This window comes from Kingella kingae (assembly GCF_900475905.1).
GTDB lineage: Bacteria > Pseudomonadota > Gammaproteobacteria > Burkholderiales > Neisseriaceae > Kingella > Kingella kingae.
In genome coordinates this window covers 351,569-375,302 of the sequence record NZ_LS483426.1, presented here as the reverse complement: position 1 = coordinate 375,302, position 23,734 = coordinate 351,569, and the positions used below count along the sequence as shown (strand labels likewise).

The 23,734-nt window shown below is 44.3% G+C and carries 36 protein-coding genes; 34 read left to right on the top strand and 2 right to left on the bottom strand.

Translation table 11 applies throughout. From position 1 onward, the window contains the following. Positions 1-114 precede the first annotated feature (114 nt). The 5 genes from mutS to fusA all read left to right on the top strand — a co-directional run bounded on the left by mutS (position 115) and on the right by fusA (position 7,507). Positions 115-2,667, top strand: a complete 2,553-nt coding sequence (gene mutS / locus DQN52_RS02075; protein WP_003788635.1) for a DNA mismatch repair protein MutS — start codon at positions 115-117, stop codon at positions 2,665-2,667. A 228-nt stretch (positions 2,668-2,895) separates the two neighbouring features. Further along, positions 2,896-4,239 carry a murein transglycosylase A gene (gene mltA / locus DQN52_RS02070; RefSeq protein WP_003788634.1) on the top strand — a complete coding sequence of 448 codons (1,344 nt, stop codon included), beginning with the start codon at positions 2,896-2,898 and terminating at the stop codon, positions 4,237-4,239. A 173-nt stretch (positions 4,240-4,412) separates the two neighbouring features. Next, positions 4,413-4,787: a 30S ribosomal protein S12 gene (gene rpsL, locus DQN52_RS02065; RefSeq protein WP_003792002.1), complete on the top strand. Its 375-nt coding sequence runs from the start codon at positions 4,413-4,415 to the stop codon at positions 4,785-4,787. Positions 4,788-4,912: 125 nt separating this feature from the next. Further along, complete coding sequence (gene rpsG, locus DQN52_RS02060; protein WP_003788629.1) at positions 4,913-5,386, top strand: 30S ribosomal protein S7; 474 nt, start codon at positions 4,913-4,915, stop codon at positions 5,384-5,386. Between the two features lie 18 nt (positions 5,387-5,404). Next, entirely contained in the window at positions 5,405-7,507 is a 2,103-nt protein-coding gene (gene fusA, locus DQN52_RS02055) for an elongation factor G (RefSeq protein WP_003788628.1), read from the top strand. A gap of 162 nt (positions 7,508-7,669) precedes the next feature. On the opposite strand, the gene DQN52_RS10885 is transcribed toward fusA, so the two are convergent. Next, positions 7,670-7,954 (bottom strand): hypothetical protein, encoded by a 285-nt coding sequence (locus DQN52_RS10885; RefSeq protein WP_155114359.1) that lies wholly within the window; start codon positions 7,952-7,954, stop codon positions 7,670-7,672. A gap of 329 nt (positions 7,955-8,283) precedes the next feature. Then, positions 8,284-8,466 carry a hypothetical protein gene (locus DQN52_RS02045; RefSeq protein WP_003788625.1) on the bottom strand — a complete coding sequence of 61 codons (183 nt, stop codon included), beginning with the start codon at positions 8,464-8,466 and terminating at the stop codon, positions 8,284-8,286. Positions 8,467-8,705: 239 nt separating this feature from the next. Here DQN52_RS02045 and tuf point away from each other — a divergent pair, with 239 nt between their 5' ends. From tuf to DQN52_RS01900, 29 genes are all read left to right on the top strand, one after another. Then, the gene (gene tuf, locus DQN52_RS02040) at positions 8,706-9,890 is read left to right on the top strand and encodes an elongation factor Tu (protein ID WP_038302692.1); all 1,185 of its coding nucleotides are present in this window, start codon (positions 8,706-8,708) and stop codon (positions 9,888-9,890) included. Between the two features lie 18 nt (positions 9,891-9,908). Beyond that, positions 9,909-10,220 carry a 30S ribosomal protein S10 gene (gene rpsJ / locus DQN52_RS02035; protein ID WP_003791995.1) on the top strand — a complete coding sequence of 104 codons (312 nt, stop codon included), beginning with the start codon at positions 9,909-9,911 and terminating at the stop codon, positions 10,218-10,220. Between the two features lie 348 nt (positions 10,221-10,568). Next, on the top strand, positions 10,569-11,216 hold the full coding sequence (rplC, locus tag DQN52_RS02030) for a 50S ribosomal protein L3 (protein WP_003791993.1): 648 nt from the start codon (positions 10,569-10,571) through the stop codon (positions 11,214-11,216). Next, positions 11,216-11,836, top strand: a complete 621-nt coding sequence (rplD, locus tag DQN52_RS02025) for a 50S ribosomal protein L4 (RefSeq protein WP_003788618.1) — start codon at positions 11,216-11,218, stop codon at positions 11,834-11,836. Before rplC ends, rplD begins: the two co-directional genes overlap by 1 nt. After that, the gene (rplW, locus tag DQN52_RS02020; protein ID WP_019390278.1) at positions 11,833-12,147 is read left to right on the top strand and encodes a 50S ribosomal protein L23; all 315 of its coding nucleotides are present in this window, start codon (positions 11,833-11,835) and stop codon (positions 12,145-12,147) included. The genes rplD and rplW overlap by 4 nt, the downstream gene beginning before the upstream one ends. Positions 12,148-12,149: 2 nt before the next feature. Next, positions 12,150-12,983 (top strand): 50S ribosomal protein L2, encoded by an 834-nt coding sequence (rplB, locus tag DQN52_RS02015; RefSeq protein ID WP_003788615.1) that lies wholly within the window; start codon positions 12,150-12,152, stop codon positions 12,981-12,983. 5 nt (positions 12,984-12,988) lie between these two features. Further along, positions 12,989-13,267 (top strand): 30S ribosomal protein S19, encoded by a 279-nt coding sequence (rpsS, locus tag DQN52_RS02010; protein WP_003788612.1) that lies wholly within the window; start codon positions 12,989-12,991, stop codon positions 13,265-13,267. 8 nt (positions 13,268-13,275) lie between these two features. Then, positions 13,276-13,605, top strand: a complete 330-nt coding sequence (gene rplV, locus DQN52_RS02005; RefSeq protein ID WP_003788610.1) for a 50S ribosomal protein L22 — start codon at positions 13,276-13,278, stop codon at positions 13,603-13,605. A gap of 9 nt (positions 13,606-13,614) precedes the next feature. After that, on the top strand, positions 13,615-14,313 hold the full coding sequence (gene rpsC, locus DQN52_RS02000) for a 30S ribosomal protein S3 (protein WP_003788607.1): 699 nt from the start codon (positions 13,615-13,617) through the stop codon (positions 14,311-14,313). After that, positions 14,297-14,713 carry a 50S ribosomal protein L16 gene (gene rplP / locus DQN52_RS01995; RefSeq protein ID WP_003788605.1) on the top strand — a complete coding sequence of 139 codons (417 nt, stop codon included), beginning with the start codon at positions 14,297-14,299 and terminating at the stop codon, positions 14,711-14,713. The genes rpsC and rplP overlap by 17 nt, the downstream gene beginning before the upstream one ends. Further along, entirely contained in the window at positions 14,713-14,904 is a 192-nt protein-coding gene (gene rpmC / locus DQN52_RS01990; RefSeq protein ID WP_003788603.1) for a 50S ribosomal protein L29, read from the top strand. The genes rplP and rpmC overlap by 1 nt, the downstream gene beginning before the upstream one ends. Beyond that, positions 14,904-15,167: a 30S ribosomal protein S17 gene (gene rpsQ / locus DQN52_RS01985; RefSeq protein ID WP_003788600.1), complete on the top strand. Its 264-nt coding sequence runs from the start codon at positions 14,904-14,906 to the stop codon at positions 15,165-15,167. The genes rpmC and rpsQ overlap by 1 nt, the downstream gene beginning before the upstream one ends. 259 nt (positions 15,168-15,426) lie before the next feature. Beyond that, positions 15,427-15,795: a 50S ribosomal protein L14 gene (gene rplN, locus DQN52_RS01980; protein ID WP_002642316.1), complete on the top strand. Its 369-nt coding sequence runs from the start codon at positions 15,427-15,429 to the stop codon at positions 15,793-15,795. Positions 15,796-15,813: 18 nt separating this feature from the next. Then, complete coding sequence (rplX, locus tag DQN52_RS01975) at positions 15,814-16,152, top strand: 50S ribosomal protein L24 (protein ID WP_003788597.1); 339 nt, start codon at positions 15,814-15,816, stop codon at positions 16,150-16,152. A gap of 3 nt (positions 16,153-16,155) precedes the next feature. Then, positions 16,156-16,695, top strand: coding sequence for a 50S ribosomal protein L5 (gene rplE / locus DQN52_RS01970; protein ID WP_002642314.1), 540 nt, complete (start codon positions 16,156-16,158; stop codon positions 16,693-16,695). Positions 16,696-16,697: 2 nt separating this feature from the next. After that, positions 16,698-17,003: a 30S ribosomal protein S14 gene (gene rpsN / locus DQN52_RS01965; RefSeq protein WP_003788595.1), complete on the top strand. Its 306-nt coding sequence runs from the start codon at positions 16,698-16,700 to the stop codon at positions 17,001-17,003. A gap of 14 nt (positions 17,004-17,017) precedes the next feature. Continuing rightward, complete coding sequence (gene rpsH, locus DQN52_RS01960; protein WP_003788593.1) at positions 17,018-17,410, top strand: 30S ribosomal protein S8; 393 nt, start codon at positions 17,018-17,020, stop codon at positions 17,408-17,410. A gap of 17 nt (positions 17,411-17,427) precedes the next feature. Then, positions 17,428-17,961 carry a 50S ribosomal protein L6 gene (gene rplF / locus DQN52_RS01955; RefSeq protein ID WP_003788591.1) on the top strand — a complete coding sequence of 178 codons (534 nt, stop codon included), beginning with the start codon at positions 17,428-17,430 and terminating at the stop codon, positions 17,959-17,961. A gap of 14 nt (positions 17,962-17,975) precedes the next feature. After that, positions 17,976-18,329: a 50S ribosomal protein L18 gene (rplR, locus tag DQN52_RS01950; RefSeq protein WP_003788589.1), complete on the top strand. Its 354-nt coding sequence runs from the start codon at positions 17,976-17,978 to the stop codon at positions 18,327-18,329. A gap of 20 nt (positions 18,330-18,349) precedes the next feature. Continuing rightward, positions 18,350-18,868 carry a 30S ribosomal protein S5 gene (gene rpsE / locus DQN52_RS01945; protein ID WP_003788587.1) on the top strand — a complete coding sequence of 173 codons (519 nt, stop codon included), beginning with the start codon at positions 18,350-18,352 and terminating at the stop codon, positions 18,866-18,868. Beyond that, positions 18,861-19,046: a 50S ribosomal protein L30 gene (gene rpmD, locus DQN52_RS01940; RefSeq protein WP_003788583.1), complete on the top strand. Its 186-nt coding sequence runs from the start codon at positions 18,861-18,863 to the stop codon at positions 19,044-19,046. Before rpsE ends, rpmD begins: the two co-directional genes overlap by 8 nt. A gap of 1 nt (position 19,047) precedes the next feature. After that, positions 19,048-19,482 (top strand): 50S ribosomal protein L15, encoded by a 435-nt coding sequence (gene rplO / locus DQN52_RS01935; protein WP_003788582.1) that lies wholly within the window; start codon positions 19,048-19,050, stop codon positions 19,480-19,482. A 10-nt stretch (positions 19,483-19,492) separates the two neighbouring features. Next, positions 19,493-20,797, top strand: a complete 1,305-nt coding sequence (gene secY / locus DQN52_RS01930; RefSeq protein ID WP_003788580.1) for a preprotein translocase subunit SecY — start codon at positions 19,493-19,495, stop codon at positions 20,795-20,797. Positions 20,798-20,812: 15 nt separating this feature from the next. Next, complete coding sequence (gene infA / locus DQN52_RS01925; protein ID WP_003788578.1) at positions 20,813-21,031, top strand: translation initiation factor IF-1; 219 nt, start codon at positions 20,813-20,815, stop codon at positions 21,029-21,031. 24 nt (positions 21,032-21,055) lie between these two features. Further along, positions 21,056-21,169: a 50S ribosomal protein L36 gene (rpmJ, locus tag DQN52_RS01920; protein ID WP_002642304.1), complete on the top strand. Its 114-nt coding sequence runs from the start codon at positions 21,056-21,058 to the stop codon at positions 21,167-21,169. A 136-nt stretch (positions 21,170-21,305) separates the two neighbouring features. Next, positions 21,306-21,668 carry a 30S ribosomal protein S13 gene (gene rpsM / locus DQN52_RS01915; RefSeq protein WP_003788577.1) on the top strand — a complete coding sequence of 121 codons (363 nt, stop codon included), beginning with the start codon at positions 21,306-21,308 and terminating at the stop codon, positions 21,666-21,668. An 18-nt stretch (positions 21,669-21,686) separates the two neighbouring features. After that, on the top strand, positions 21,687-22,082 hold the full coding sequence (rpsK, locus tag DQN52_RS01910) for a 30S ribosomal protein S11 (protein WP_003783270.1): 396 nt from the start codon (positions 21,687-21,689) through the stop codon (positions 22,080-22,082). Between the two features lie 10 nt (positions 22,083-22,092). Next, positions 22,093-22,713 carry a 30S ribosomal protein S4 gene (gene rpsD / locus DQN52_RS01905; RefSeq protein WP_003788575.1) on the top strand — a complete coding sequence of 207 codons (621 nt, stop codon included), beginning with the start codon at positions 22,093-22,095 and terminating at the stop codon, positions 22,711-22,713. A gap of 25 nt (positions 22,714-22,738) precedes the next feature. Continuing rightward, positions 22,739-23,725, top strand: a complete 987-nt coding sequence (locus tag DQN52_RS01900) for a DNA-directed RNA polymerase subunit alpha (RefSeq protein WP_003788572.1) — start codon at positions 22,739-22,741, stop codon at positions 23,723-23,725. Positions 23,726-23,734: the final 9 nt, after the last annotated feature.

The window sequence follows — 23,734 nt, the reverse complement described above, 5'->3', positions numbered from 1 at the left end:
AAGTGCAGGCTGCTTTTTTGCGGATTTTTCTGTGAAAAAAGCAGCCTGCATTTTTGCGTAAGAACATCAAAATCCCTTAAAATCCACGTATTTTATTTCACAAGAAAGTACAGCATGACCGCCGTTAAACCGCCATCGCCGATGATGCAGCAATATCTCGCAATCAAAGAGCAACATCTTGATAAATTAGTGTTTTATCGCATGGGCGATTTTTATGAATTGTTTTTTGATGATGCGGTGGTGGCGGCGAAATTGTTGGACATCACGCTCACGACTCGCGGGCAGCACAATGGCGAACCGATTCAAATGGCGGGCGTACCCTATCACGCGCTGGAACAGTATTTAGTCAAGTTGGTGAAGCTGGGCAAAAGCGCGGCAATTTGCGAGCAAGTGGGCGATGTGGTCGCTGGCAAAGTGGTGGAGCGCAAAGTGGCGCGAATCGTTACGGCTGGCACGCTTACCGATAGCGCGTTGCTGGAAGACAAGGAAACGAATCGCATTGCCGCGTGGTTTGTTGGCAAAAAGCAGAGCGCGTTGGCGTGGGCGGCGTTGGAAAGTGGCGAGTTTCGCGTGAAGTTGATTCAGCCTAATCAGTTGGTTGATGAATTGGCGCGGTTGCAAGTGGCGGAATTGTTGGTAGATGATGCGTTCAGGCTGCCTGAATATTTCCCGAAAATCCCAATCAGCCGTTTGAATGCGTGGCAATTTGCGCCCGATACGGCGTTTAAATTGCTAACGGATTATTTTGCTTGTCAGGATTTGCGCGGTTTTGGTTTGGATTTGCAGGAACATTCGGCGGCGATTTCGGCGGCTGGGGCGTTGTTGAATTATTTGAAAATCACGCAAAACCAATTGCCGCCACACATGGACGCGCTAACGCTGGAAACGGTCAATCAGTTTATCGCGCTGGACGCGGCAACGCGCCGTAATTTGGAAATCACAGCAACTTTGAGCGGTAAAAAATCGCCCACGTTGTTTTCGGTGTTTGATAAGTGTGTAACGCATATGGGTAGCCGTTTGTTGGCGCATTGGTTGCACCACCCGTTGCGCAATCGGGATTATGTGCAGGCGCGATTAGATGCGGTGGCGGCATTGCTGCAACATAATTTTGCGGATATTTCAAACAGCCTGAAAAACATGGCAGACATTGAACGCATCGCAGCACGTATTGCGCTTGGCACGGCGCGCCCACGTGATTTGTCGGCATTGCGCGATGCTTTGTTGCAAGTACAAACGATTAAATTGCCGCCAAGCAGTTTGTTGGACACATTGGCGGCGTGTTTTCCTGCGGTGCGCGACACGGCAACATTATTGCAGGCTGCTTTGTTGCCCGAACCGTCTGTTTGGCTAAAAGACGGCAATGTGATTAACGATAATTACCACGCCGATTTAGACGAATTGCGCCATTTACAAACGCATGGCGGTGATTTTTTGCGCGATTTGGAAAACCGTGAACGCGAACGCACGCAATTATCCACGCTAAAAGTGGAGTTCAACCGCGTACACGGTTTTTACATTGAATTATCCAAAAATCAGGCGGAACTAGCCCCAAGCGATTACCAACGCCGCCAAACGCTGAAAAATGCCGAGCGATTTATCACGCCCGAATTAAAAGCGTTTGAAGACAAATTTTTGCAAGCGCAAGAACGCGCGTTGGCATTGGAAAAAACCTTATTTGAGCAACTAATAAGCAGCCTGCAAACGCAATTAGCGCAAATCCAACAAACCGCGAAAGCTGTTGCCACGCTAGACGTATTGTGCAGTTTCGCCCACACCGCGCAAACGCAGCACTACATCATGCCGCAATTTAGCGAGCAAGCCGAAATCCACATTCACAACGGCAGACACCCTGTGGTAGAACAACAAGTTACGCGCTTCACGCCCAACAACACCGCGCTGAATACGGCGCAGCGTTTGTGTTTGCTGACAGGTCCGAATATGGGCGGTAAATCCACTTATATGCGCCAAGTGGCGTTGATTGCGCTGCTGGCGCACACGGGCAGCTTTGTGCCAGCCGAACACGCGCTGATTGGCAAAATTGACCAAATTTTCACGCGCATTGGCGCAAGCGATGATTTGGCGAGCAACCGTTCCACGTTTATGGTGGAAATGTCGGAAACGGCTTATATTTTGCATCACGCCACCGCGCAATCGCTGGTTCTTATGGACGAAGTCGGACGTGGCACGTCCACGTTTGACGGCTTGGCGTTGGCACACGCGATTGCAGAGCATTTGTTGCAGCACAATCAGTCGTTGAGTTTGTTTGCCACGCATTATTTTGAATTAACACGGCTGCCTGAACACCAATCGGGCGCGTTTAATCAACATTTATCGGCATTGGAGCAAGGGCAAGACATTGTTTTCTTGCATCAAATTCAAGACGGTGCAGCAGAAAAAAGCTACGGCATTGCGGTGGCGAAATTGGCAGGATTGCCACCAATCGCGTTAAAATCGGCAAGACGACATTTGCGTGATTTGGAAGTGCAGGCTGCCGATAGACAGCTAGACTTGTTCGCCAACAACGCGATTTTTGAAGAAGCCTTGCCCGATGCCGATGACAGCAATCAAGCAATCATAGAAAAATTGGCGAACATCAATCCCGATGATTTAACGGCGCGTCAGGCGTTGGATTTGGTTTATGAATTGAAAAAATTGTCTGCCAAATAAGATAAAGCAGCCTGCACTTTTGTGTGTATAGAAAGTGCAGGCTGCTTGTACATTTTAATAAAAAATTATAAAATCAATGAGATATAGTGAATTAAATTTAGATTAGTACAGCGCTGCCAACTCCCTTATGTACTAGATGTACACGGCGGTCGTTGTCGCCTTGTCCTAATCTAAATTTAATCCACTATAAATCAGCATGATTGTCCCACTCAATATAAGGAACGCCTAATGTCCCACGTTTTACATCATACTGCTGTTCGCCCTTTGATTTTGAGCGCAGCAGTTTTGTTGTTGTCTGCCTGCCCTAGCACTTCATCGCGCCCAACTCAACCGACTACTTATCCCACTTATCCAACTCAACCCATTACCACCAGCCCTAACGCGCCTGTGGCACAGGGCTTTGTGCATCAGCCAGCGGGTAGTTCGGCGCAATATCGCGTTGTGTCGTTTAACGATTTGCCGCAATGGTTTAATCAGCCATTCGCAAGCAGCCTGCAATCGTTTAAAAACAGTTGCACCAAGTTGGCATCGCAAGCGGAATGGCAATACGCCTGTGCGCGTGCTTATCAAATGCCCATCAATCACGCCGCTGCCAAGCAATTTTTTGAACAAGTGTTTACGCCGTGGCAAGTGAGCGACAAAGGACAAATCGGCGGCAAAGTAACAGGCTATTACGAACCTGTGTTAAATGGCGATGTGCGCCGTACCAACATCGCGCGTTTTCCGATTTATGGCATTCCCAATGATTTGATTTCCGTGCCGCTGCCCAGCTCATTGCGAAACAGCCAAGCCACCATTCGCGTGGGCGTGGTGGGCGCAAATCGTGGCGTAGTGCAAGCCAATGGCGCGTATATTGCCAATTTGGCGCAATTCCCCGAACGCAGTACCACTTTGCGCGGACGCATTGTCGGCAACCAATTTGTTCCCTATTTTACGCGCGACCAAATTAATGCAGGCGCAATTAATGGGCGCGTCCCCATTTTGGGTTACGCCAACGACCCTGTTGAATTGTTCTTCATGCACGTTCAAGGTTCAGGGCGATTAAGAACGCCAAGCGGTCAATTTGTGCGATTGGGATTTGCCGAACACAACGGACACATCTATCAATCCATTGGACGATATATGGCAAACCGCAATTACTTGCCATTGGCGCAAACGTCCATGCAAGGCATCAAAGCATGGATGGAAGCCAATCCGCAGCGATTAACCGAAGTATTGGCGCAAAATCCGCGCTACATCTTTTTCCGTCCGCTATCAGGCTCGTCTGAATTAGGGCCGATTGGCGCATTAGGCGCGCCATTAACAGGCGAATTTTCTGGCGCGGTAGATAAAAAATACATCACATTGGGCGCACCGCTATTTTTAGCGACCACCCACCCCGATGCCCCCACGCAAGGGCTAAACCGACTCATCATCGCGCAAGACACAGGCGCAGCGATTAAAGGCGCAGTTCGTGTGGATTACTTCTGGGGCTATGGCGAAGCAGCAGGGCAAATCGCAGGCAAACAAAACTACACAGGCTATGTGTGGCAGCTATTGCCGAACGGTGTTTTGCCACGTTATGTACCTTAATTGATACATAAAAAGCAGCCTGCACTCTAATTTATGTAAAGTGCAGGCTGCTTTTAAATGCAAAAAACCGCAATCAATCATTCCCTTATTGACAAAGCATTGGTAAGAAAGCGATAATGCTCGGCTTGCTGGCAATGGTGCTAGCAAGTATTTTTTCAACAGGAATAAAAAATATGCCAACTATTAACCAATTAGTTCGCAAAGGTCGTCAAAAACCTGTTTATGTGAACAAAGTACCAGCGTTGGAAGCATGCCCACAAAAACGTGGCGTTTGCACACGCGTTTACACAACAACTCCTAAAAAACCAAACTCAGCTTTGCGTAAAGTATGTAAAGTACGTTTGACCAATGGTTTTGAAGTGATTTCATACATCGGTGGTGAAGGTCATAACTTGCAAGAACACAGCGTAGTATTGATTCGCGGTGGTCGTGTAAAAGACTTGCCAGGTGTACGTTACCACACAGTACGCGGTTCATTGGATACTGCTGGTGTGAAAGACCGTAAACAAGCTCGCTCTAAATACGGTGCAAAACGCCCTAAAAAATAATCACATGATTATTGATTTTCACAAATTAAACATGGCACGTCAGTTACATTAAACAATGTACTGAGTAAGTGAATGCCCGCATGAGCATTCATGGGTATGCCCCAACTGAATAGATAGGAATTAACATGCCAAGACGTAGAGAAGTCCCAAAACGCGACGTATTGCCAGACCCAAAATTCGGCAGCGTTGAATTGACTAAATTCATGAACGTATTGATGATTGACGGTAAAAAAGCCGTTGCAGAACGCATCGTGTACGGCGCATTGGAACAAATTGCCAAAAAAGTACAAGGCAAAGAAGCGATTGAAGTATTTAACGAAGCCATTGCAAACGCTAAACCATTGGTAGAAGTAAAAAGCCGCCGCGTAGGTGGTGCTAACTACCAAGTTCCTGTTGAAGTTCGTGCTGACCGCCGCTTGGCGTTGGCAATGCGCTGGGTTCGAGACGCTGCACGCAAACGTGGTGAAAAATCTATGGATTTGCGTTTGGCTGGCGAGTTGATTGATGCTTCTGAAGGTCGCGGCGGTGCGTTGAAAAAACGCGAAGAAGTACACCGTATGGCAGAAGCGAACAAAGCATTCTCTCACTTCCGCTTCTAATATTGAGAGGACATTAACATGGCTCGCAAAACCCCTATTAGCTTGTACCGTAACATCGGTATTTCGGCTCACATTGATGCTGGTAAAACCACTACAACTGAACGTATCTTGTTCTACACTGGTCTGACACACAAACTGGGTGAAGTGCATGACGGTGCAGCAACAACCGACTGGATGGAACAAGAGCAAGAACGTGGTATTACTATTACTTCTGCTGCCGTAACATCATATTGGTCTGGTATGGCGAAACAGTTTAAAGAACACCGTTTCAACATCATTGACACCCCAGGACACGTTGACTTTACCGTTGAAGTAGAGCGTTCTATGCGTGTATTGGACGGCGCAGTAATGGTTTACTGTGCAGTAGGTGGCGTACAACCACAATCTGAAACCGTATGGCGTCAAGCCAATAAATACAAAGTGCCACGTTTGGCATTTGTAAACAAAATGGACCGTCAAGGCGCAAACTTCTTCCGCGTGGTAGAACAAATGCGTACTCGCTTGCGCGCGAATCCTGTACCAATCGTTATCCCAGTTGGTGCAGAAGAAAGCTTTGAAGGCGTCGTAGATTTGTTGAAAATGAAAGCCATCATTTGGAATGAAGCCGACAAAGGTACAACCTTTACTTATGGCGATATTCCTGCTGACTTGGTTTCTACCGCTGAAGAATGGCGTCAAAACATGATTGAAGCCGCAGCCGAAGCCAACGAGGAATTGATGGACAAATACTTGGGTGGCGAAGAGCTGTCTGAAGAAGAAATCATTGGTGCGTTGCGTGCGCGTACATTGGCTGGCGAAATTCAACCAATGTTGTGCGGTTCTGCCTTTAAAAACAAAGGTGTACAACGTATGTTGGACGCGGTAGTAGAATTGCTGCCTGCACCTACCGACATTCCGCCTGTACAAGGCGAATTGCCAAATGGCGAAAAAGCATCTCGTCAAGCTGACGATGATGAAAAATTCTCTGCATTGGCATTCAAAATGATGAATGATAAATATGTGGGTAACTTGACGTTTATCCGCGTATATTCAGGCGTTTTGAAATCAGGCGATACCGTTGTAAACTCAGTTAAAGGTACTCGTGAGCGTATCGGTCGCTTGGTGCAAATGACTGCAAACGACCGTGATGAAATTGAAGAAGTACGCGCTGGCGACATCGCTGCTGCAATCGGTTTGAAAGACGTTACGACTGGCGAAACTTTGTGTTCAGAAGATGCGCCTATCATCTTGGAACGCATGGAATTCCCAGAGCCAGTAATCCACGTTGCTGTTGAGCCAAAAACCAAAGCTGACCAAGAAAAAATGGGTATCGCTTTGAACCGTTTGGCAAAAGAAGACCCATCATTCCGCGTTCGTACAGACGAAGAATCAGGTCAAACAATCATTTCTGGTATGGGCGAATTGCACTTGGAAATTATTGTTGACCGTATGAAACGCGAATTTGCGGTAGAAGCAAACATCGGTGCGCCACAGGTGGCATACCGCGAAACTATCCGCAAAGAAGTGGAATCTGAATACAAACACGCGAAACAATCTGGTGGTAAAGGTCAATACGGTCACGTTGTGATTAAAATGGAACCTATGGAACCAGGTGGCAAGGGTTACGAATTTATCGACGAAATTAAAGGTGGTGTGATTCCACGCGAATTCATTCCGTCTGTTGATAAAGGTATCCGCGACACATTGCCAAACGGCGTGGTAGCAGGTTTCCCTGTGGTAGACGTTCGTGTACGCTTGGTATTCGGTTCTTCACACGATGTGGACTCTTCACAATTAGCGTTTGAATTGGCAGCTTCTCAAGCATTTAAAGAAGGTATGCGTAAAGCATCGCCTGCATTGCTTGAGCCAATCATGGCAGTTGAAGTGGAAACGCCTGAAGACTACATGGGCGACGTAATGGGCGACTTGAACCGTCGTCGCGGTATCGTTTTGGGTATGGACGATGACGGCATCGGTGGCAAAAAAGTTCGCGCTGAAGTGCCATTGGCTGAAATGTTCGGTTACTCAACTGACTTGCGTTCTGCAACACAAGGTCGCGCTACTTACTCAATGGAATTTGCGAAATACGCAGAAGCTCCAGCGAACGTAGCGGCTGAAGTTACCGCAGCTCGTAAAGGCTAATGTAAGTTAAAAAGCAGCCTGCACTTTTGTGATATGAAAGTGCAGGCTGCTTTGTTGATGAAATAATCGGATTATTCAATCTTTTTATGATTGGGTAATCCGATTATTTATGGTTTGCGTTTTCAGGCTGTCTTATTTGGTAGAAGGCAGCCTGAAAATAGTTTAAAACACAGACCTTGCATCTTTCGGGGTAAAGGTTCTAATGTGGCGGCAATCTGTTCCTGTGGTTTTGCAATCGGATTCTTGCTTATTGTATTCGCCTTTTGGTACAGTATTGGTATAACTGAATGCGCCGTGAAATTCATATTGCCCATTGCTTAACTTGTTGCGAAACAGAGCCAGTGAGCGTGGTGGTTGAACCGCAGCAAGTTTACAATTCTTATTATGGACATCAATTTGTTCCGCAGTTTTTAATTGAGATAAGGGTAAACCTGTATCTTTACTCACACATGAAGCCATTGCTTTCGTTATTGATGTATCAATCGTATCGTATTTGCCACTGACTGCCACGCCTCAGTTACCGCTTTGCTTGTTCATGGCTAGGAAAATAGATGTTTCTCCCAATAAATCTGCAATCGCTGTTCTAAAATTGCGCTGGCAAAGTAGGCACGGCATCGCCCAATTCTACATATTCCTTAATAGCCCCAAGAATAAGCACCATCATATATATAAATAATATTTATTTTTTCTAAGCCTTGTTTGAGTGGGACGCCACGTTCTTTCAATTCTGCAATATTGCGCCCTTCTAATTTGATTAAGTAGCGATTTTTGTAATTTCATTTGAATACTTCTGGCAATGAGCGTTTTCCGCCAGTAACAGCACTCAATGCGGCAGCAAATGGATTGCTAGTAAAATTATCCACAGCATCATTTACTTTTTCATATGCACTGCAACCATTTAAGCCAATCACAGCAACTAAACACAAAGAAGATAATTTTAGTAATTTAGTTTTCATCATAATATTCCAAATAATTTAGATTAAGAGAGATACTACACCCAAGCTATTGTAGCGTACAGCCAAATAATGATTTGTAAATTTTCAGGCAGCTTGAAACCAAAATCCGCTTGATTTTTTTATTAAAATCCCCCATAATTTCGTTTTCTTTTTCGGGTGGTGTCTATGCGCCGCCCTGTTTTTGTGTTGTGGCACACGCTGCGCACGTTTTTTAATCGCTCTTTATACAAGGAATTTAGCTCATGGCTAAGGAAAAATTTGAACGCACGAAACCGCACGTAAACGTAGGTACAATCGGTCACGTTGACCATGGTAAAACCACTTTGACTGCGGCTTTGACAACTATTTTGGCTGAACGCTTTGGCGGTACTGCAAAAGCCTACGACCAAATTGACGCAGCTCCAGAAGAAAAAGCTCGCGGTATTACCATTAACACTGCTCACGTTGAATACGAAACTGAAACTCGCCACTACGCACACGTAGACTGCCCAGGTCACGCGGACTATGTGAAAAACATGATTACTGGTGCGGCACAAATGGACGGCGCAATCTTGGTATGTTCAGCAGCTGACGGTCCTATGCCACAAACTCGCGAACACATCTTGTTGGCTCGCCAAGTAGGTGTACCTTATATCATCGTATTCATGAACAAATGCGACATGGTCGATGATGCTGAGTTGTTGGAATTGGTTGAAATGGAAATCCGTGACTTGTTGTCTAGCTACGATTTTCCAGGCGACGATTGCCCAATCGTTCAAGGTTCTGCATTGCGCGCATTGGAAGGCGACGCTGCATACAAAGAAAAAATCTTTGAATTGGCTGCTGCTTTGGATAGCTACATTCCTACTCCAGAACGTGCTGTTGATAAACCATTCTTGTTGCCAATCGAAGATGTATTCTCTATCTCTGGTCGTGGTACAGTAGTTACTGGTCGTGTAGAGCGCGGTATCATCAAAGTAGGCGAAGAGATTGAAATCGTTGGTTTGAAAGACACGCAAAAAACCACTTGTACTGGCGTGGAAATGTTCCGCAAATTGTTGGACGAAGGTCAAGCTGGTGATAACGTTGGTGTATTATTGCGTGGTACGAAGCGTGAAGACGTTGAACGTGGTCAGGTATTGGCTAAACCAGGTTCTATCACTCCGCACACTAAATTTGAAGCTGAAGTGTATGTGTTGAGCAAAGAAGAAGGTGGCCGTCATACGCCATTCTTCGCTAACTACCGCCCACAATTCTACTTCCGTACGACTGACGTAACTGGTGCAGTTACTTTGTCTGAGGGTGTGGAAATGGTTATGCCAGGCGAAAACGTGAAAATCACTGTTGAGTTGATTGCACCTATCGCTATGGAAAACGGTTTGCGTTTTGCGATTCGTGAAGGTGGTCGTACCGTTGGTGCGGGCGTTGTGGCTAACGTGATTGCTTAATACAAGGATACTGAGATAATGGCTAACCAAAAAATCCGTATCCGTTTGAAAGCATACGACTACGCTTTGATTGACCGTTCAGCTCAAGAAATCGTTGAGACTGCTAAACGCACTGGCGCGGTTGTTAAAGGTCCGATTCCATTGCCAACTAAAATTGAACGCTTCAACATTTTGCGTTCTCCACACGTAAACAAAACTTCTCGTGAACAGTTGGAAATCCGCACGCATTTGCGTTTGATGGACATCGTGGATTGGACTGATAAAACGACTGATGCTTTGATGAAATTGGACTTGCCTGCTGGCGTGGACGTTGAAATCAAAGTGAAATAATTTTTTAGTTGTATAGCTAGAAAATAAGACACCCTCCAATTGATTAATTGGAGGGTGTTTTTTATTTTTCAGGCTGCCTGAGAATTAGGTTAAACAATATTTGCGTTTGAAATTATAGTGGATTAAATTTAGATTAGGACAGGGCGACAACGACCGCCGTGTACATCTAGTACATAAGGGAGTTGGCAACGCTGTACTAATCTAAATTTAATTCACTATAAAAGTTTTTCTTGATTTCTTTTGAAAATATGGTATAGTTTTGAACTTGGCATTTATGTCAAGTCTCTTTTTTATGTCCATTTAGATTGCCCAATCGTAGGTAATCCCTTAAATTACAAGGAAATAATCATGACTTTAGGTCTGGTTGGACGCAAAGTTGGTATGACTCGTGTTTTCACAGAGCAGGGTGCTTCTATTCCTGTAACTGTGTTGGAAATGTCTGCTAACCGCGTTACCCAAGTAAAATCCAAAGAAGCTGACGGCTATACTGCTGTTCAAGTAACCTTTGGTCAGAAAAAAGCAAAACATGTAAACAAAGCTCAAGCTGGTCACTTTGCAAAAGCGGGTGTAGAAGCGGGTCGTGGTTTGCATGAATTTCCAGTTTCTGAAGAAAAAGCTGCCGAGTTGAAAGCTGGCGACATCATTACTGTTGAATTGTTTCAAGCAGGTCAATTAGTTGATGTTACTGGTACAAGCAAAGGTAAAGGCTTCTCTGGTACGATTAAACGCCACAACTTCGGCGCACAACGTACTTCTCATGGTAACTCACGTTCTCACCGTGTTCCTGGTTCTATCGGTATGGCGCAAGACCCTGGTCGCGTGTTCCCTGGTAAGCGCATGGCTGGTCAGTATGGCAATACTCAATCTACTGTTCAACATTTGGAAATTATCCGCGTTGATGTAGAGCGCAACTTGTTGTTGGTTAAAGGTGCTGTTCCTGGTGCTGTAAACAGCGATGTAGTTATTCGCCACAGCGTTAAGAAAGTAGGTGCGTAATGGAATTGAAACTGATTAATGCACAAGGTCAAGTTTCAGGCAGCGTTGCTGGTTCTGATGCCTTGTTTGCTCGTGAGTACAACGAAGCTCTGGTTCACCAATTAGTTACGGCTTATTTAGCAAATGCCCGTTCAGGCAATCGCGCTCAAAAAACTCGTGCTGAAGTGAAACACTCAACTAAAAAACCTTGGCGTCAAAAAGGTACAGGTCGTGCGCGTTCTGGTATGACTTCGTCTCCATTGTGGCGTAAAGGTGGTCGCGCATTCCCGAACAAACCTGACGAAAACTTCACTCAAAAAATGAACCGTAAAATGTACCGTGCTGGTATGGCTACAATTTTGTCTCAATTGGTTCGTGATGAACGTCTGTTCGTAATCGAGAATTTGTCTGCAGCTACTCCTAAAACCAAAGAATTTGCTGACCAAGTGAAAAATTTGGGTATGGAACAAGTGTTGTTTGTAACTAAACAATTAGACGAAAACGTATACTTGTCTTCACGCAACTTGCCAAACGTATTGGTATTGGAAGCTACTCAAGCTGACCCTTACAGCTTGTTGCGCTACAAAAAAGTTGTGCTGACTAAAGATGCAGTTGCACAGTTAGAGGAGCAATGGGTATGAATCAAGAACGTTTGATGAAAGTGATTTTGGCACCTGTTGTTTCAGAAAAAAGCAATATGCTGGCTGAAAAACGCAACCAAATGGTTTTCAAAGTGCTGAAAGATGCAACTAAAACTGAAATTAAAGCGGCAGTAGAATTGTTGTTTAATGTTCAAGTTGCTTCTGTTACGACTACTACTACTAAAGGTAAAACTAAACGCTTTGGTCGTACTTTGGGTCGTCGCAGCGATGTGAAAAAAGCTTATGTAAGCTTAGTTGCTGGTCAAGAGCTTGATTTGGAAGCAGCTGCAGCCGCTGCAGATAAGGAATAAGCATGGCTATCGTAAAAATGAAACCGACCTCTGCTGGTCGTCGCGGCATGGTTCGCGTCGTAACAGAAGGTTTGTACAAAGGCGCGGCTTATGCTCCTTTGTTGGAAAAGAAAAATTCGACTGCTGGTCGTAACAACAACGGTCATATCACTACTCGCCACAAAGGCGGTGGTCATAAACACCACTACCGTATTGTAGACTTTAAACGTAACAAAGACGGTATTCCTGCAAAAGTAGAACGCATTGAATACGACCCAAACCGTACTGCGCACATCGCCTTGTTGTGCTACGCTGACGGTGAACGTCGTTACATCATTGCTCCACGTGGCATTCAAGCTGGTGCGGTATTGGTGTCAGGTTCTGAAGCAGCGATTAAAGTAGGTAACACTTTGCCTATCCGCAATATCCCAGTTGGTACAACTATTCACTGTATCGAAATGAAACCTGGTAAAGGTGCGCAAATTGCACGTTCTGCTGGTGCTTCCGCTGTATTGTTGGCAAAAGAAGGTATCTACGCGCAAGTTCGTTTGCGTTCTGGTGAAGTTCGTCGCATCCACGTTGATTGCCGTGCAACTATCGGTGAAGTGGGCAACGAAGAACAAAGCCTGAAGAAAATTGGTAAAGCAGGTGCGAACCGTTGGCGTGGTATTCGTCCAACAGTACGCGGTGTGGTAATGAACCCTGTAGATCACCCACATGGTGGTGGTGAAGGTCGTACTGGCGAAGCTCGCGAACCAGTTAGCCCATGGGGTACACCTGCTAAAGGTTACCGTACACGTAATAACAAACGTACGGACAATATGATTGTCCGTCGTCGTTACTCTAATAAAGGTTAATTGACATGGCTCGTTCATTGAAAAAAGGTCCATACGTTGACCTGCATTTGCTGAAAAAAGTGGATACAGCTCGTGCCACTAACGACAAACGTCCAATCAAAACATGGTCTCGTCGTTCTACTATTTTGCCTGATTTTATCGGTTTGACTATCGCCGTTCACAATGGTCGTACACACGTACCTGTATTCATCAGTGACAACATGGTTGGTCATAAATTGGGTGAATTCTCATTGACTCGTACCTTTAAAGGTCATTTAGCTGATAAAAAAGCTAAGAAAAAATAAGGTGAAACATGAGAGTATCTGCACAACATAACAACGCACGCATCTCTGCTCAAAAAGCTCGCTTGGTAGCAGACATGATTCGTGGTAAAGACGTTGCCCAAGCCCTGAACATCTTGGCATTCAGCCCTAAAAAAGGCGCGGAATTGATTAAGAAAGTTTTGGAATCTGCTATTGCCAATGCTGAGCACAATAACGGTGCTGACATTGATGAGTTGAAAGTCGTAATGATTTTCGTGGATAAAGGTCCTAGCCTGAAACGCTTCCAAGCTCGTGCAAAAGGTCGCGGTAACCGCATTGAAAAACAAACTTGCCACATCAACGTGGTAGTAGGCAACTAAGGAATAACCATGGGACAAAAAATCCATCCAGTTGGTTTCCGACTGGCTGTCAATAAAGACTGGTCTTCAAAATGGTTTGCAAAAAGCACCGAGTTTGCCGCTGTTTTGAAACAAGACATTGATGTTCGTGAATATTTAGAAAAACGCTTGGCTAATGCTTCTGTTGGTCGCGTTGTGATTGAACGCCCTGCAAAATCTGCTCGCATCACCATTCACACGGCTCGCCCTGGTGTGGTGATTGGTCAAAAAGGCGCAGACATTGAAGTGTTGAAACGCGATTTGGAAAAATTGCTGGGTGTTGCGGTTCACGTAAACATTGAAGAAATCCGTAAACCTGAATTGGACGCTCAACTGATTGCTGACGGTATCGCACAACAATTAGAAAAACGTGTTCAATTCCGCCGTGCTATGAAACGCGCTATGCAAAACGCAATGCGCGCTGGCGCAAAAGGCATCAAAATCATGACTTCTGGTCGTTTGAATGGTGCGGATATTGCGCGTAGCGAATGGTATCGTGAAGGTCGAGTACCTTTGCACACTTTGCGTGCTGATGTAGATTATGCTACCAGCGAAGCCTTGACTACTTACGGTATCATCGGCTTAAAAGTGTGGGTTTACAAAGGCGAAATGGGTCAAGTTCAAGCTCAACCTGAACGCGAAAACCGTCGCAATAACAGAAAGGGTGGTCGAAATGCTGCAACCAACTAGACTGAAATACCGTAAACAGCACAAAGGTCGCAATACAGGCGTTGCTACTCGTGGTAACACTGTTAGTTTTGGCGATTTTGGTTTGAAAGCTGTGGCTCGTGGTCGTTTGACTGCTCGTCAAATTGAGGCAGCACGTCGTGCCATGACTCGCCACATTAAACGTGGTGGTCGTATTTGGATTCGCGTATTTCCTGATAAACCAATCACTGCTAAACCTATCCAAGTTCGTATGGGTGGCGGTAAAGGTTCGGTAGAATACTACGTTGCTGAAATTCAACCTGGTAAAGTGTTGTATGAAATGGACGGCGTAGCAGAGTCTTTGGCGCGTGAAGCGTTTGCTTTGGCTGCTGCGAAGTTGCCGATTGCAACCACATTTGTAACAAGACAGGTGGGTAAATAATGAAAGCCAATGAATTGAAAGAAAAACCAGTAGAGCAACTGAATGAAGTTTTGGTTGATTTGCTGAAACAACAATTCGGTCTGCGTATGCAGCACGCTACTGGTCAGTTGGGTAAAACCAGCGAGATTAAGCAAGTGCGCCGCGATATTGCTCGTGTAAAAACTGTCATCGCTGAAAAAGGTAATAAGTAATGAGCACTGAGAAAACCGTTCGTACTTTGCAAGGCAAAGTAGTTAGCGATAAAATGGACAAAACCGTAACCGTTTTGGTTGAACGCAAAGTGAAACACCCTTTGTACGGTAAAATTGTTCGCCGTTCTACTAAAATCCACGCTCATGATGAGCAAAACCAATATGGTATTGGCGACGTGGTGGTGATTGAAGAATCTCGCCCATTGTCTAAAACCAAATCTTGGGTGGTTAAAGAGTTGGTAGAAAAAGCTCGCACTGTGTAATACAGCTGATGTTAAAAAACGAAGTTATTGAAACAATAGCTTCGTTTTTATATTTTCAGGCTGCTTTAGTGCTTGCAAATATGAAATATTTACAGTAGAATTCCTGCTTCTTTCAGCTCTTTTCCAGGGCATCTTCCCTTCGGGGCCAAGACTGGTTTACTAGAACCGATTAGGTTTCAGCCTAGTTCGAATCTCAAAGCAGATGTATCGGGCAGACTGAAAGTGGTAAATTAAGTTGGATTTTTTTAAGGTTATTAACATGATTCAAATGCAGACCATCTTAGATGTGGCTGATAACTCTGGTGCGCGTCGCGTGATGTGTATCAAAGTAATTGGTGGCTCTAAGCGTCGCTACGCAAACGTGGGCGACATCATTAAAGTTGCAGTAAAAGACGCTGCACCTCGTGGGCGCGTTAAAAAGGGTGATGTTTACAATGCTGTTGTGGTTCGTACTGCAAAAGGCATTCGTCGTCCTGATGGCGCACTGATTAAGTTTGATAACAACGCAGCCGTATTGTTGAATAACAAACTTGAGCCTATGGGTACTCGTATTTTCGGTCCAGTAACGCGCGAATTGCGTACTGAACGTTTTATGAAAATTGTTTCATTGGCACCCGAAGTGCTATAAGGTATAGGAAGGTTTACAATGAACAAAATTATTAAAGGCGACCAAGTCGTTGTCATTACTGGTAAAGACAAAGGCAAACAAGGTCAAGTGGTTCGCGTGTTGGGCGATAAAGTAATTGTTGAAGGCATTAACGTAGTTAAACGCCACCAAAAACCTAATCCTATGCGCGGTGTTGAAGGTGGTATCATTGTTAAAGAAATGCCATTGGCAATTTCAAACGTGGCTATCTTCAATCCTGAAACGAAAAAAGCAGACCGTGTTGGCATCAAGTTGGTTGAAGGCGAAGGTAAAGTAAAACGTGTTCGCGTATTCAAATCAAACGGTGCAGAAGTTCCTGCTGTAACTCGTGGAGCATAATAAATGGCACGTTTACAAGACTACTATAAAAACACAGTTGTACCTGAATTGATGAAACAATTCGGTTACAAATCAATCATGGAAGTTCCACGCATTGAAAAAATTACTTTGAATATGGGTGTGGGCGAAGCAGTTGCAGATAAAAAAGTAATGGAACACGCTGTTGGCGATTTGCAAAAAATCGCTGGTCAAAAGCCAGTTGTTACCGTTGCGCGTAAATCTATCGCGGGCTTCAAAATCCGTGATAACTATCCAGTAGGTTGCAAAGTAACTTTGCGCCGTGAACGCATGTTTGAATTTTTAGACCGTTTAGTAACCATCGCATTGCCTCGCGTACGCGACTTCCGTGGTGTGAGCGGCAAATCATTTGACGGCAGCGGTAACTACAACATGGGTGTTCGTGAACAAATCATTTTCCCTGAAATTGAATACGATAAAATCGACGCATTGCGCGGTTTGAATATCACGATTACCACTACTGCGAAAACTGACGAAGAAGCGAAAGCTTTGTTGTCATTGTTTAAATTCCCATTTAAAGGTTAATCATGGCTAAGAAAGCACTTATTAATCGTGAAGCAAAGCGTGTTGCTTTGGCTAAAAAATATGCTGCAAAACGCGCAGCTATTTTTGCAGTCATCAATGATGCGAACGCGACAGATGAAGAGCGTTTCGAAGCTCGTCTGAAATTCCAATCGATTCCCCGTAATGCTGCTCCAGTTCGCCAACGTCGTCGTTGTGCTATCACTGGTCGCCCACGTGGTGTGTTCCGCAAATTCGGTTTGGGTCGTATCAAAATCCGTGAAATCGCTATGCGTGGCGCAATTCCGGGTGTTATTAAAGCCTCTTGGTAATAGGAGTATAAAAAATGAGTATGCATGATCCTATTTCCGATATGTTGACCCGTATCCGTAACGCACAACGCTCTAATAAAGTGGCTGTAGCGATGCCTTCTTCAAAATTAAAATGCGCGATTGCGAAAGTTTTGAAAGAAGAGGGTTATATCGAAGATTTTGCTGTATCTACTGATGTGAAACCTGAATTGTCTATCACTTTGAAATACTATTCAGGTCGCCCTGTTATTGAACAGATTAAACGTGTTTCACGCCCAGGTTTGCGTGTTTACAAAGGCTCTGACGAAATCCCTGCTGTGATGAATGGTTTGGGTGTAGCGATTGTAAGCACTTCTAAAGGTGTGATGACTGACCGCAAAGCACGCGCAGCTGGTATCGGTGGCGAGTTGTTGTGTATCGTAGCCTAATTAGGGAGAGTTTTAAGATGTCTCGCGTAGCGAAAAATCCAGTAACTGTTCCTGCTGGCGTAGAAGTAAACTTCGGAACAGACGCATTAACCGTAAAAGGTAAAAATGGTGCGTTGTCTCTGCCTTTGACTGGTGCAGTAAAAGTTGAATTGAACGATGGTCAATTAACTTTTGCACCTGCTGATGAAAGCAAACATGCTAATGCGATGTCTGGTACAGTGCGTGCATTGGTTGCTAACATGGTTAAAGGCGTATCAGAAGGTTTTGAGAAAAAATTACAATTGATTGGCGTGGGTTATCGCGCTCAAGCTCAAGGTAAAACTTTGAACTTGTCTTTAGGTTTCTCTCACCCTGTTGTATACGAAATGCCTGAAGGCGTGAGCGTAGCAACACCTTCTCAAACAGAAATCATTTTGACTGGTGCTGATAAACAAGCTGTCGGTCAAGCTGCTGCTGAAATTCGTGGTTACCGTCTACCTGAGCCTTACAAAGGTAAAGGTGTTCGCTATGTTGGCGAAAACGTAATCATGAAAGAAGCTAAGAAGAAATAATTGAGGCTGTAACCATGAATAAAAAAATCGCAAGATTGCGCCGTGCACGCAAAACCCGTGCGCGTATCGCAGATTTGAAAATGGTGCGTTTGTGCGTATTCCGTACTAACAGCCATATTTATGCTCAAATTATCAGTGCCGAAGGCGATAAAGTATTGGCTGCTGCCTCTACTGTGGAAGCTGAAGTTCGTGGCAGCCTGAAATCAGGTGGCAACGTTGAAGCAGCAACTGTGGTAGGTAAACGCATCGCAGAAAAAGCTAAAGCTGCTGGTATTGAAAAAGTGGCTTTTGACCGTTCAGGTTTTCAATATCACGGTCGCGTGAAGGCTTTGGCTGAAGCTGCTCGTGAAAACGGCTTGAGCTTCTAAGAAAGATTTTGGAGACCAAAATGGCAAAACATGAAACAGAAGAACGTGGCGACGGCTTGATTGAAAAGATGGTTGCCGTAAACCGCGTAACCAAAGTGGTTAAAGGCGGTCGCATTATGGCGTTCTCGGCTTTGACTGTAGTAGGTGATGGCGATGGTCGCATTGGTATGGGTAAAGGTAAGTCTCGTGAAGTACCTGTAGCCGTACAAAAAGCAATGGACCAAGCACGTCGCAATATGATTAAAGTACCTTTGAAAAATGGTACGATTCATCACGAAGTAATTGGTAAACATGGCGCAACTCGCGTATTCATGCAGCCTGCAAAAGAAGGTAGCGGTGTGAAAGCGGGTGGTCCAATGCGTTTAGTATTTGATGCGTTGGGTGTTCACAATATTTCTGCAAAAGTACACGGTTCAACCAATCCTTACAACATCGTTCGTGCAACTTTAGACGGTTTGTCAAAATTGTACACTCCTGCGGAAATCGCTGCAAAACGTGGCTTGACCGTAGAAGAAATTTTGGGAGCGAACAATGACTGAGCAAAAAAAGATTAAAGTAACTTTGGCAAAAAGTTTAATCGGTACCATTGAATCACATCGTGCTTGTGCGCGTGGTTTAGGCTTGCGTCGTCGTGAGCATACTGTTGAAGTATTGGACACCCCTGCAAACCGTGGCATGATTAACAAAATCAGCTACTTGTTGAAAGTGGAGTATTAATATGTTTTTGAACACTATTCAGCCAGCTGAAGGTGCTACGCACGCTCAACGCCGTGTTGGCCGTGGTATCGGTAGTGGTTTGGGTAAAACTGGTGGTCGTGGTCACAAAGGTCAAAAAAGCCGTACGGGCGGCTACCATAAAGTAGGCTTTGAAGGCGGTCAAATGCCTTTGCAACGCCGTTTACCTAAACGTGGCTTTAAATCTTTGACAGCTAAATTCAATGCACAAGTTACTTTGAGTGAATTGAATGCCGTAGCAGTTGAAGAAATCGATGTATTGACTTTGAAACAAGCTGGTTTAATTGCAGCCAATGCTGAAGTGGTTAAAGTAATCGCTTCAGGCAGCCTGAAAAAAGCAGTTACTTTGAAAGGTATCAAAGCAACTCAAGGTGCGAAAGCTGCGATTGAAGCTGCTGGTGGCAAAGTAGAAGAATAAGGCGACAATAGTGGCTAATCAACTATCTTCATCAGGAAAAACAAGTCTGTGGCATAATCCCGATTTACGGAAGCGTGTCCTATTTTTGTTGGGTGCGCTGATTGTATTTCGCATCGGTGCGCACGTTCCTGTTCCAGGTGTAGATGCAGCCGCTCTAGCTAAATTGTACCAAAACGTTGCAGGGAGTGGCATCTTGGGCATGTTGAACATGTTTTCAGGTGGCTCCCTTGAACGTTTTAGTATTTTTGCTATCGGTATCATGCCCTACATTTCTGCCTCTATTATTATGCAGTTGGCAGGCGAAATCGTTCCATCGCTCAAAGCTTTGAAAAAAGAAGGTGATGCAGGACGCAAAATCATTACAAAATATACCCGTATCGGTACTGTATTTTTGGCTACTGCTCAAAGTATTGGTGTGGCTAAGTTTGTCTTGCAACAAAATGTCGTGGTGATTCCAGCAATGGAATTTTACATTTCTACCATTAGTTGTTTGGTGGGTGGAACCATGTTTTTGATGTGGTTAGGCGAACAGATTACAGAACGTGGTTTGGGTAATGGTATTTCCTTGTTGATTACTGCTGGTATTATTGCAGGAGTGCCATCAGGAGCAATTCAACTTTGGACTTTGGCTACTTCTAGTGGCATGCCTTTGACCGCTGTTGGAATTGTTTTAGGTTTATTGGGTATGACTTATGCAGTTGTGTATTTTGAAAGTGCGCAACGCAAGATTCCGATTCATTACGCTAAACGCCAATTTGGTGGATTGGATTCTCAAAATACACATATGCCTTTTAAACTGAACATGGCAGGCGTAATTCCACCGATTTTTGCATCTAGTATTATTATGTTTCCGTCCATGTTTGCTAGTTGGTTTGGAACAGATAATCCAAATAGCTGGTTTGCAAAAATATTGACAGCATTGCAACATGGACAGCCTGCATATATTGTGTTATTTGCAATAACGATTATTTTCTTTTGCTATTTTTATACGGCGTTGGCATTTAGTCCCAAAGAAATGGCGGAAAATTTGAAGAAAAGTGGTGCGTTTGTACCAGGCATTCGTCCAGGCGAACAAACTGCCCAGTATTTAGAAAATGTTGTATTGCGCCTCACTTTTTTTGGCGCGTTATACATTACCGTTATTTGTTTGATTCCTGAGTTGTTAACGGCCTTTGCAGGAATTCCATTTTATTTAGGTGGAACATCATTGCTGATTTTGGTTGTAGTAACAATGGATTTTAATACTCAACTTACATCTTATCTAGTGGCTCAACAATATGAACATTTAATTGAGCATCATTCGGCCAAAAAATAAGGTGGCATCATTATTATGGCTAAAGAAGATACCATACAAATGCAAGGCGAAATTTTAGAAACTTTGCCGAATGCAACATTTAAAGTAAAACTCGAAAACGGACACGAAGTGTTGGGTCATATTTCAGGCAAGATGCGTATGCACTATATCCGCATCTCACCAGGTGACAAAGTAACTGTTGAAATGACGCCTTATGATTTAACCCGCGCTCGTATCGTATTCCGAGCCCGATAAACTCGTTGTTACAAGGAAGTAATCATGCGTGTACAACCTTCAGTAAAACCAATTTGCCGCAACTGCAAAGTTATTCGTCGTAACCGCGTAGTGCGTGTAATTTGTACTGACCCTCGCCACAAACAACGCCAAGGGTAATGATTAATTAGTAGTCGATATATAAAGTAGCTTGTATGCAACATGCAGGCTGCTTTCGATATGGAACCGCTAAATTTTTATTACTGAGTTTGGAAAGTTGTGGTATAGTCACAAACTTTTGCCCTAAGGAAAAAATATGGCTCGTATTGCAGGGGTGAATATCCCCCATAACGCCCATATCGTAATTGGCTTGCAAGCTATTTATGGTATTGGCGCGACTCGTGCTAAAAATATTTGCGAATCGGCTGGTATTGCACCAACCACTAAAGTAAAAGATTTAGATGAGTCTCAATTAGATGCTTTGCGTGAACAAGTTGCTAAATACGAAGTAGAAGGCGATTTGCGTCGTGAAGTTACAATGAACATCAAACGCTTGATTGATATGGGCTGCTACCGCGGTTTCCGTCATCGTCGTGGTTTGCCTTGTCGCGGTCAGCGTACTCGCACTAATGCGCGTACTCGCAAAGGTCCACGCAAAGCTATTGCTGGTAAAAAATAATTTTTAAGGAATTAATTGATGGCTAAAGCAAACACAGCCTCACGTGTACGCAAAAAAGTACGCAAAACCGTGAGTGAAGGTATTGTGCATGTTCATGCATCTTTCAACAATACCATCATTACAATCACCGACCGTCAAGGCAATGCATTGTCTTGGGCTACCTCTGGCGGCGCTGGTTTTAAAGGTTCTCGTAAAAGTACACCATTTGCTGCCCAAGTAGCAGCAGAAGCCGCTGGTAAAGTTGCCCAAGAGTATGGCGTTAAAAACTTAGAAGCACGTATTAAAGGCCCAGGTCCTGGTCGTGAATCTTCTATTCGTGCGCTCAATGCTCTGGGTTTCAAAATCACCAGCATTACCGATGTTACTCCGTTGCCACACAACGGTTGCCGTCCGCCTAAAAAGCGTCGTATTTAAGGAGTAAAGCATGGCACGTTATCTTGGCCCAAAATGTAAATTGGCTCGCCGCGAAGGCACGGATTTATATCTGAAAAGCGCACGTCGCTCTTTAGAATCTAAATGTAAAATGGAATCTGCATCTGGTCAGCATGGCGCGAAAAAGCCTCGCCTGTCTGACTACGGCTTGCAATTACGTGAAAAACAAAAAATTCGCCGCATTTATGGTGTGCTGGAACGTCAATTCCGCCGCTATTTTGCCGAAGCTGATCGCCGTAAAGGTTCAACTGGCGAATTGTTATTGCAATTATTGGAATCTCGTTTGGACAACGTGGTTTACCGTATGGGTTTTGCCTCTACACGCGCGGAAGCTCGTCAACTGGTTTCACACAAAGCTTTGACTGTAAATGGTCAAGTGGTCAATATCCCATCTTTCCAAGTGAAAGCAGGCGATGTGGTTGCGGTACGCGAAAAAGCGAAAAAACAAGTTCGAATTCAAGAAGCGTTGGGTTTGGCTGCTCAAATTGGTATGCCTAGCTGGGTTTCTGTAGATGCAACTAAAATGGAAGGCGCGTTCAAAAACGTACCTGACCGCGCTGAATTGTACAGCGATATTAATGAACAGCTGGTGGTAGAGTTCTACTCTAAATAATGCTAGCACAGTGAGGGACAGTTAAATGCAAAATAGCACTTCCGAATTTTTGAAACCTCGTCAAATTGATGTAGATACCTTGTCTGCTATGCGCGCAAAAGTATCAATGCAGCCGTTTGAGCGTGGATTCGGTCATACACTTGGTAATGCTTTGCGTCGTATCTTACTGTCATCCATGAATGGCTTTGCTCCAACTGAAGTGTCTATTACCAATGTGCTGCATGAATATTCTACGCTTGATGGTGTAAAAGAAGATGTTGTTGATATTTTATTGAATATTAAAGGCATTGTATTCAAATTGCATGGCGGTCGCACCGAGGTTGTGCTTTCACTAAAAAAATCGGGTGCAGGGGTAGTTCGTGCATCAGATTTTGAGTTGCCGCATGATGTGGAAATTATTAATCCAGAGCAAATTATCTGTAATTTATCAGATAGTGGCAGCATTGAAATGGAAGTAAAAGTTGAGCAGGGATGTGGCTATCAAACTGTTTCTGGCAATAGAGCAACTAGAGAGCAGAGCAAAATTGGTGCAATGCAATTAGATGCAAGCTTTTCACCTATTGTTCGAGTAAGTTTTGATGTTGAAGCGGCTCGCGTTGAGCAGCGCACGGATTTGGACAATTTAATCTTGGATATTGAAACCAACGGTTCTATTGACCCAGAAGAAGCTGTTCGTGTGGCAGCGCGTATTTTGATAGATCAGATGTCTATTTTTGCTGATTTAGAAGGTACGCCTGCTGAAGTTGAAGAAGAAAAAGCGCCACCGATTGACCCTGTTTTGTTGCGCCCAGTAGACGATTTGGAATTGACCGTTCGTTCTGCTAATTGCTTGAAAGCAGAAGATATCTACTATATTGGTGATTTGATTCAACGTACAGAAACTGAGTTGTTGAAAACGCCTAATTTAGGTCGTAAATCTCTGAATGAAATTAAAGAGGTTTTGGCTTCCAAGGGTTTGACTCTGGGTTCTAAATTAGAGTCTTGGCCTCCTGCTGGCTTGGAAAAGCCTTAAAGATTAAAG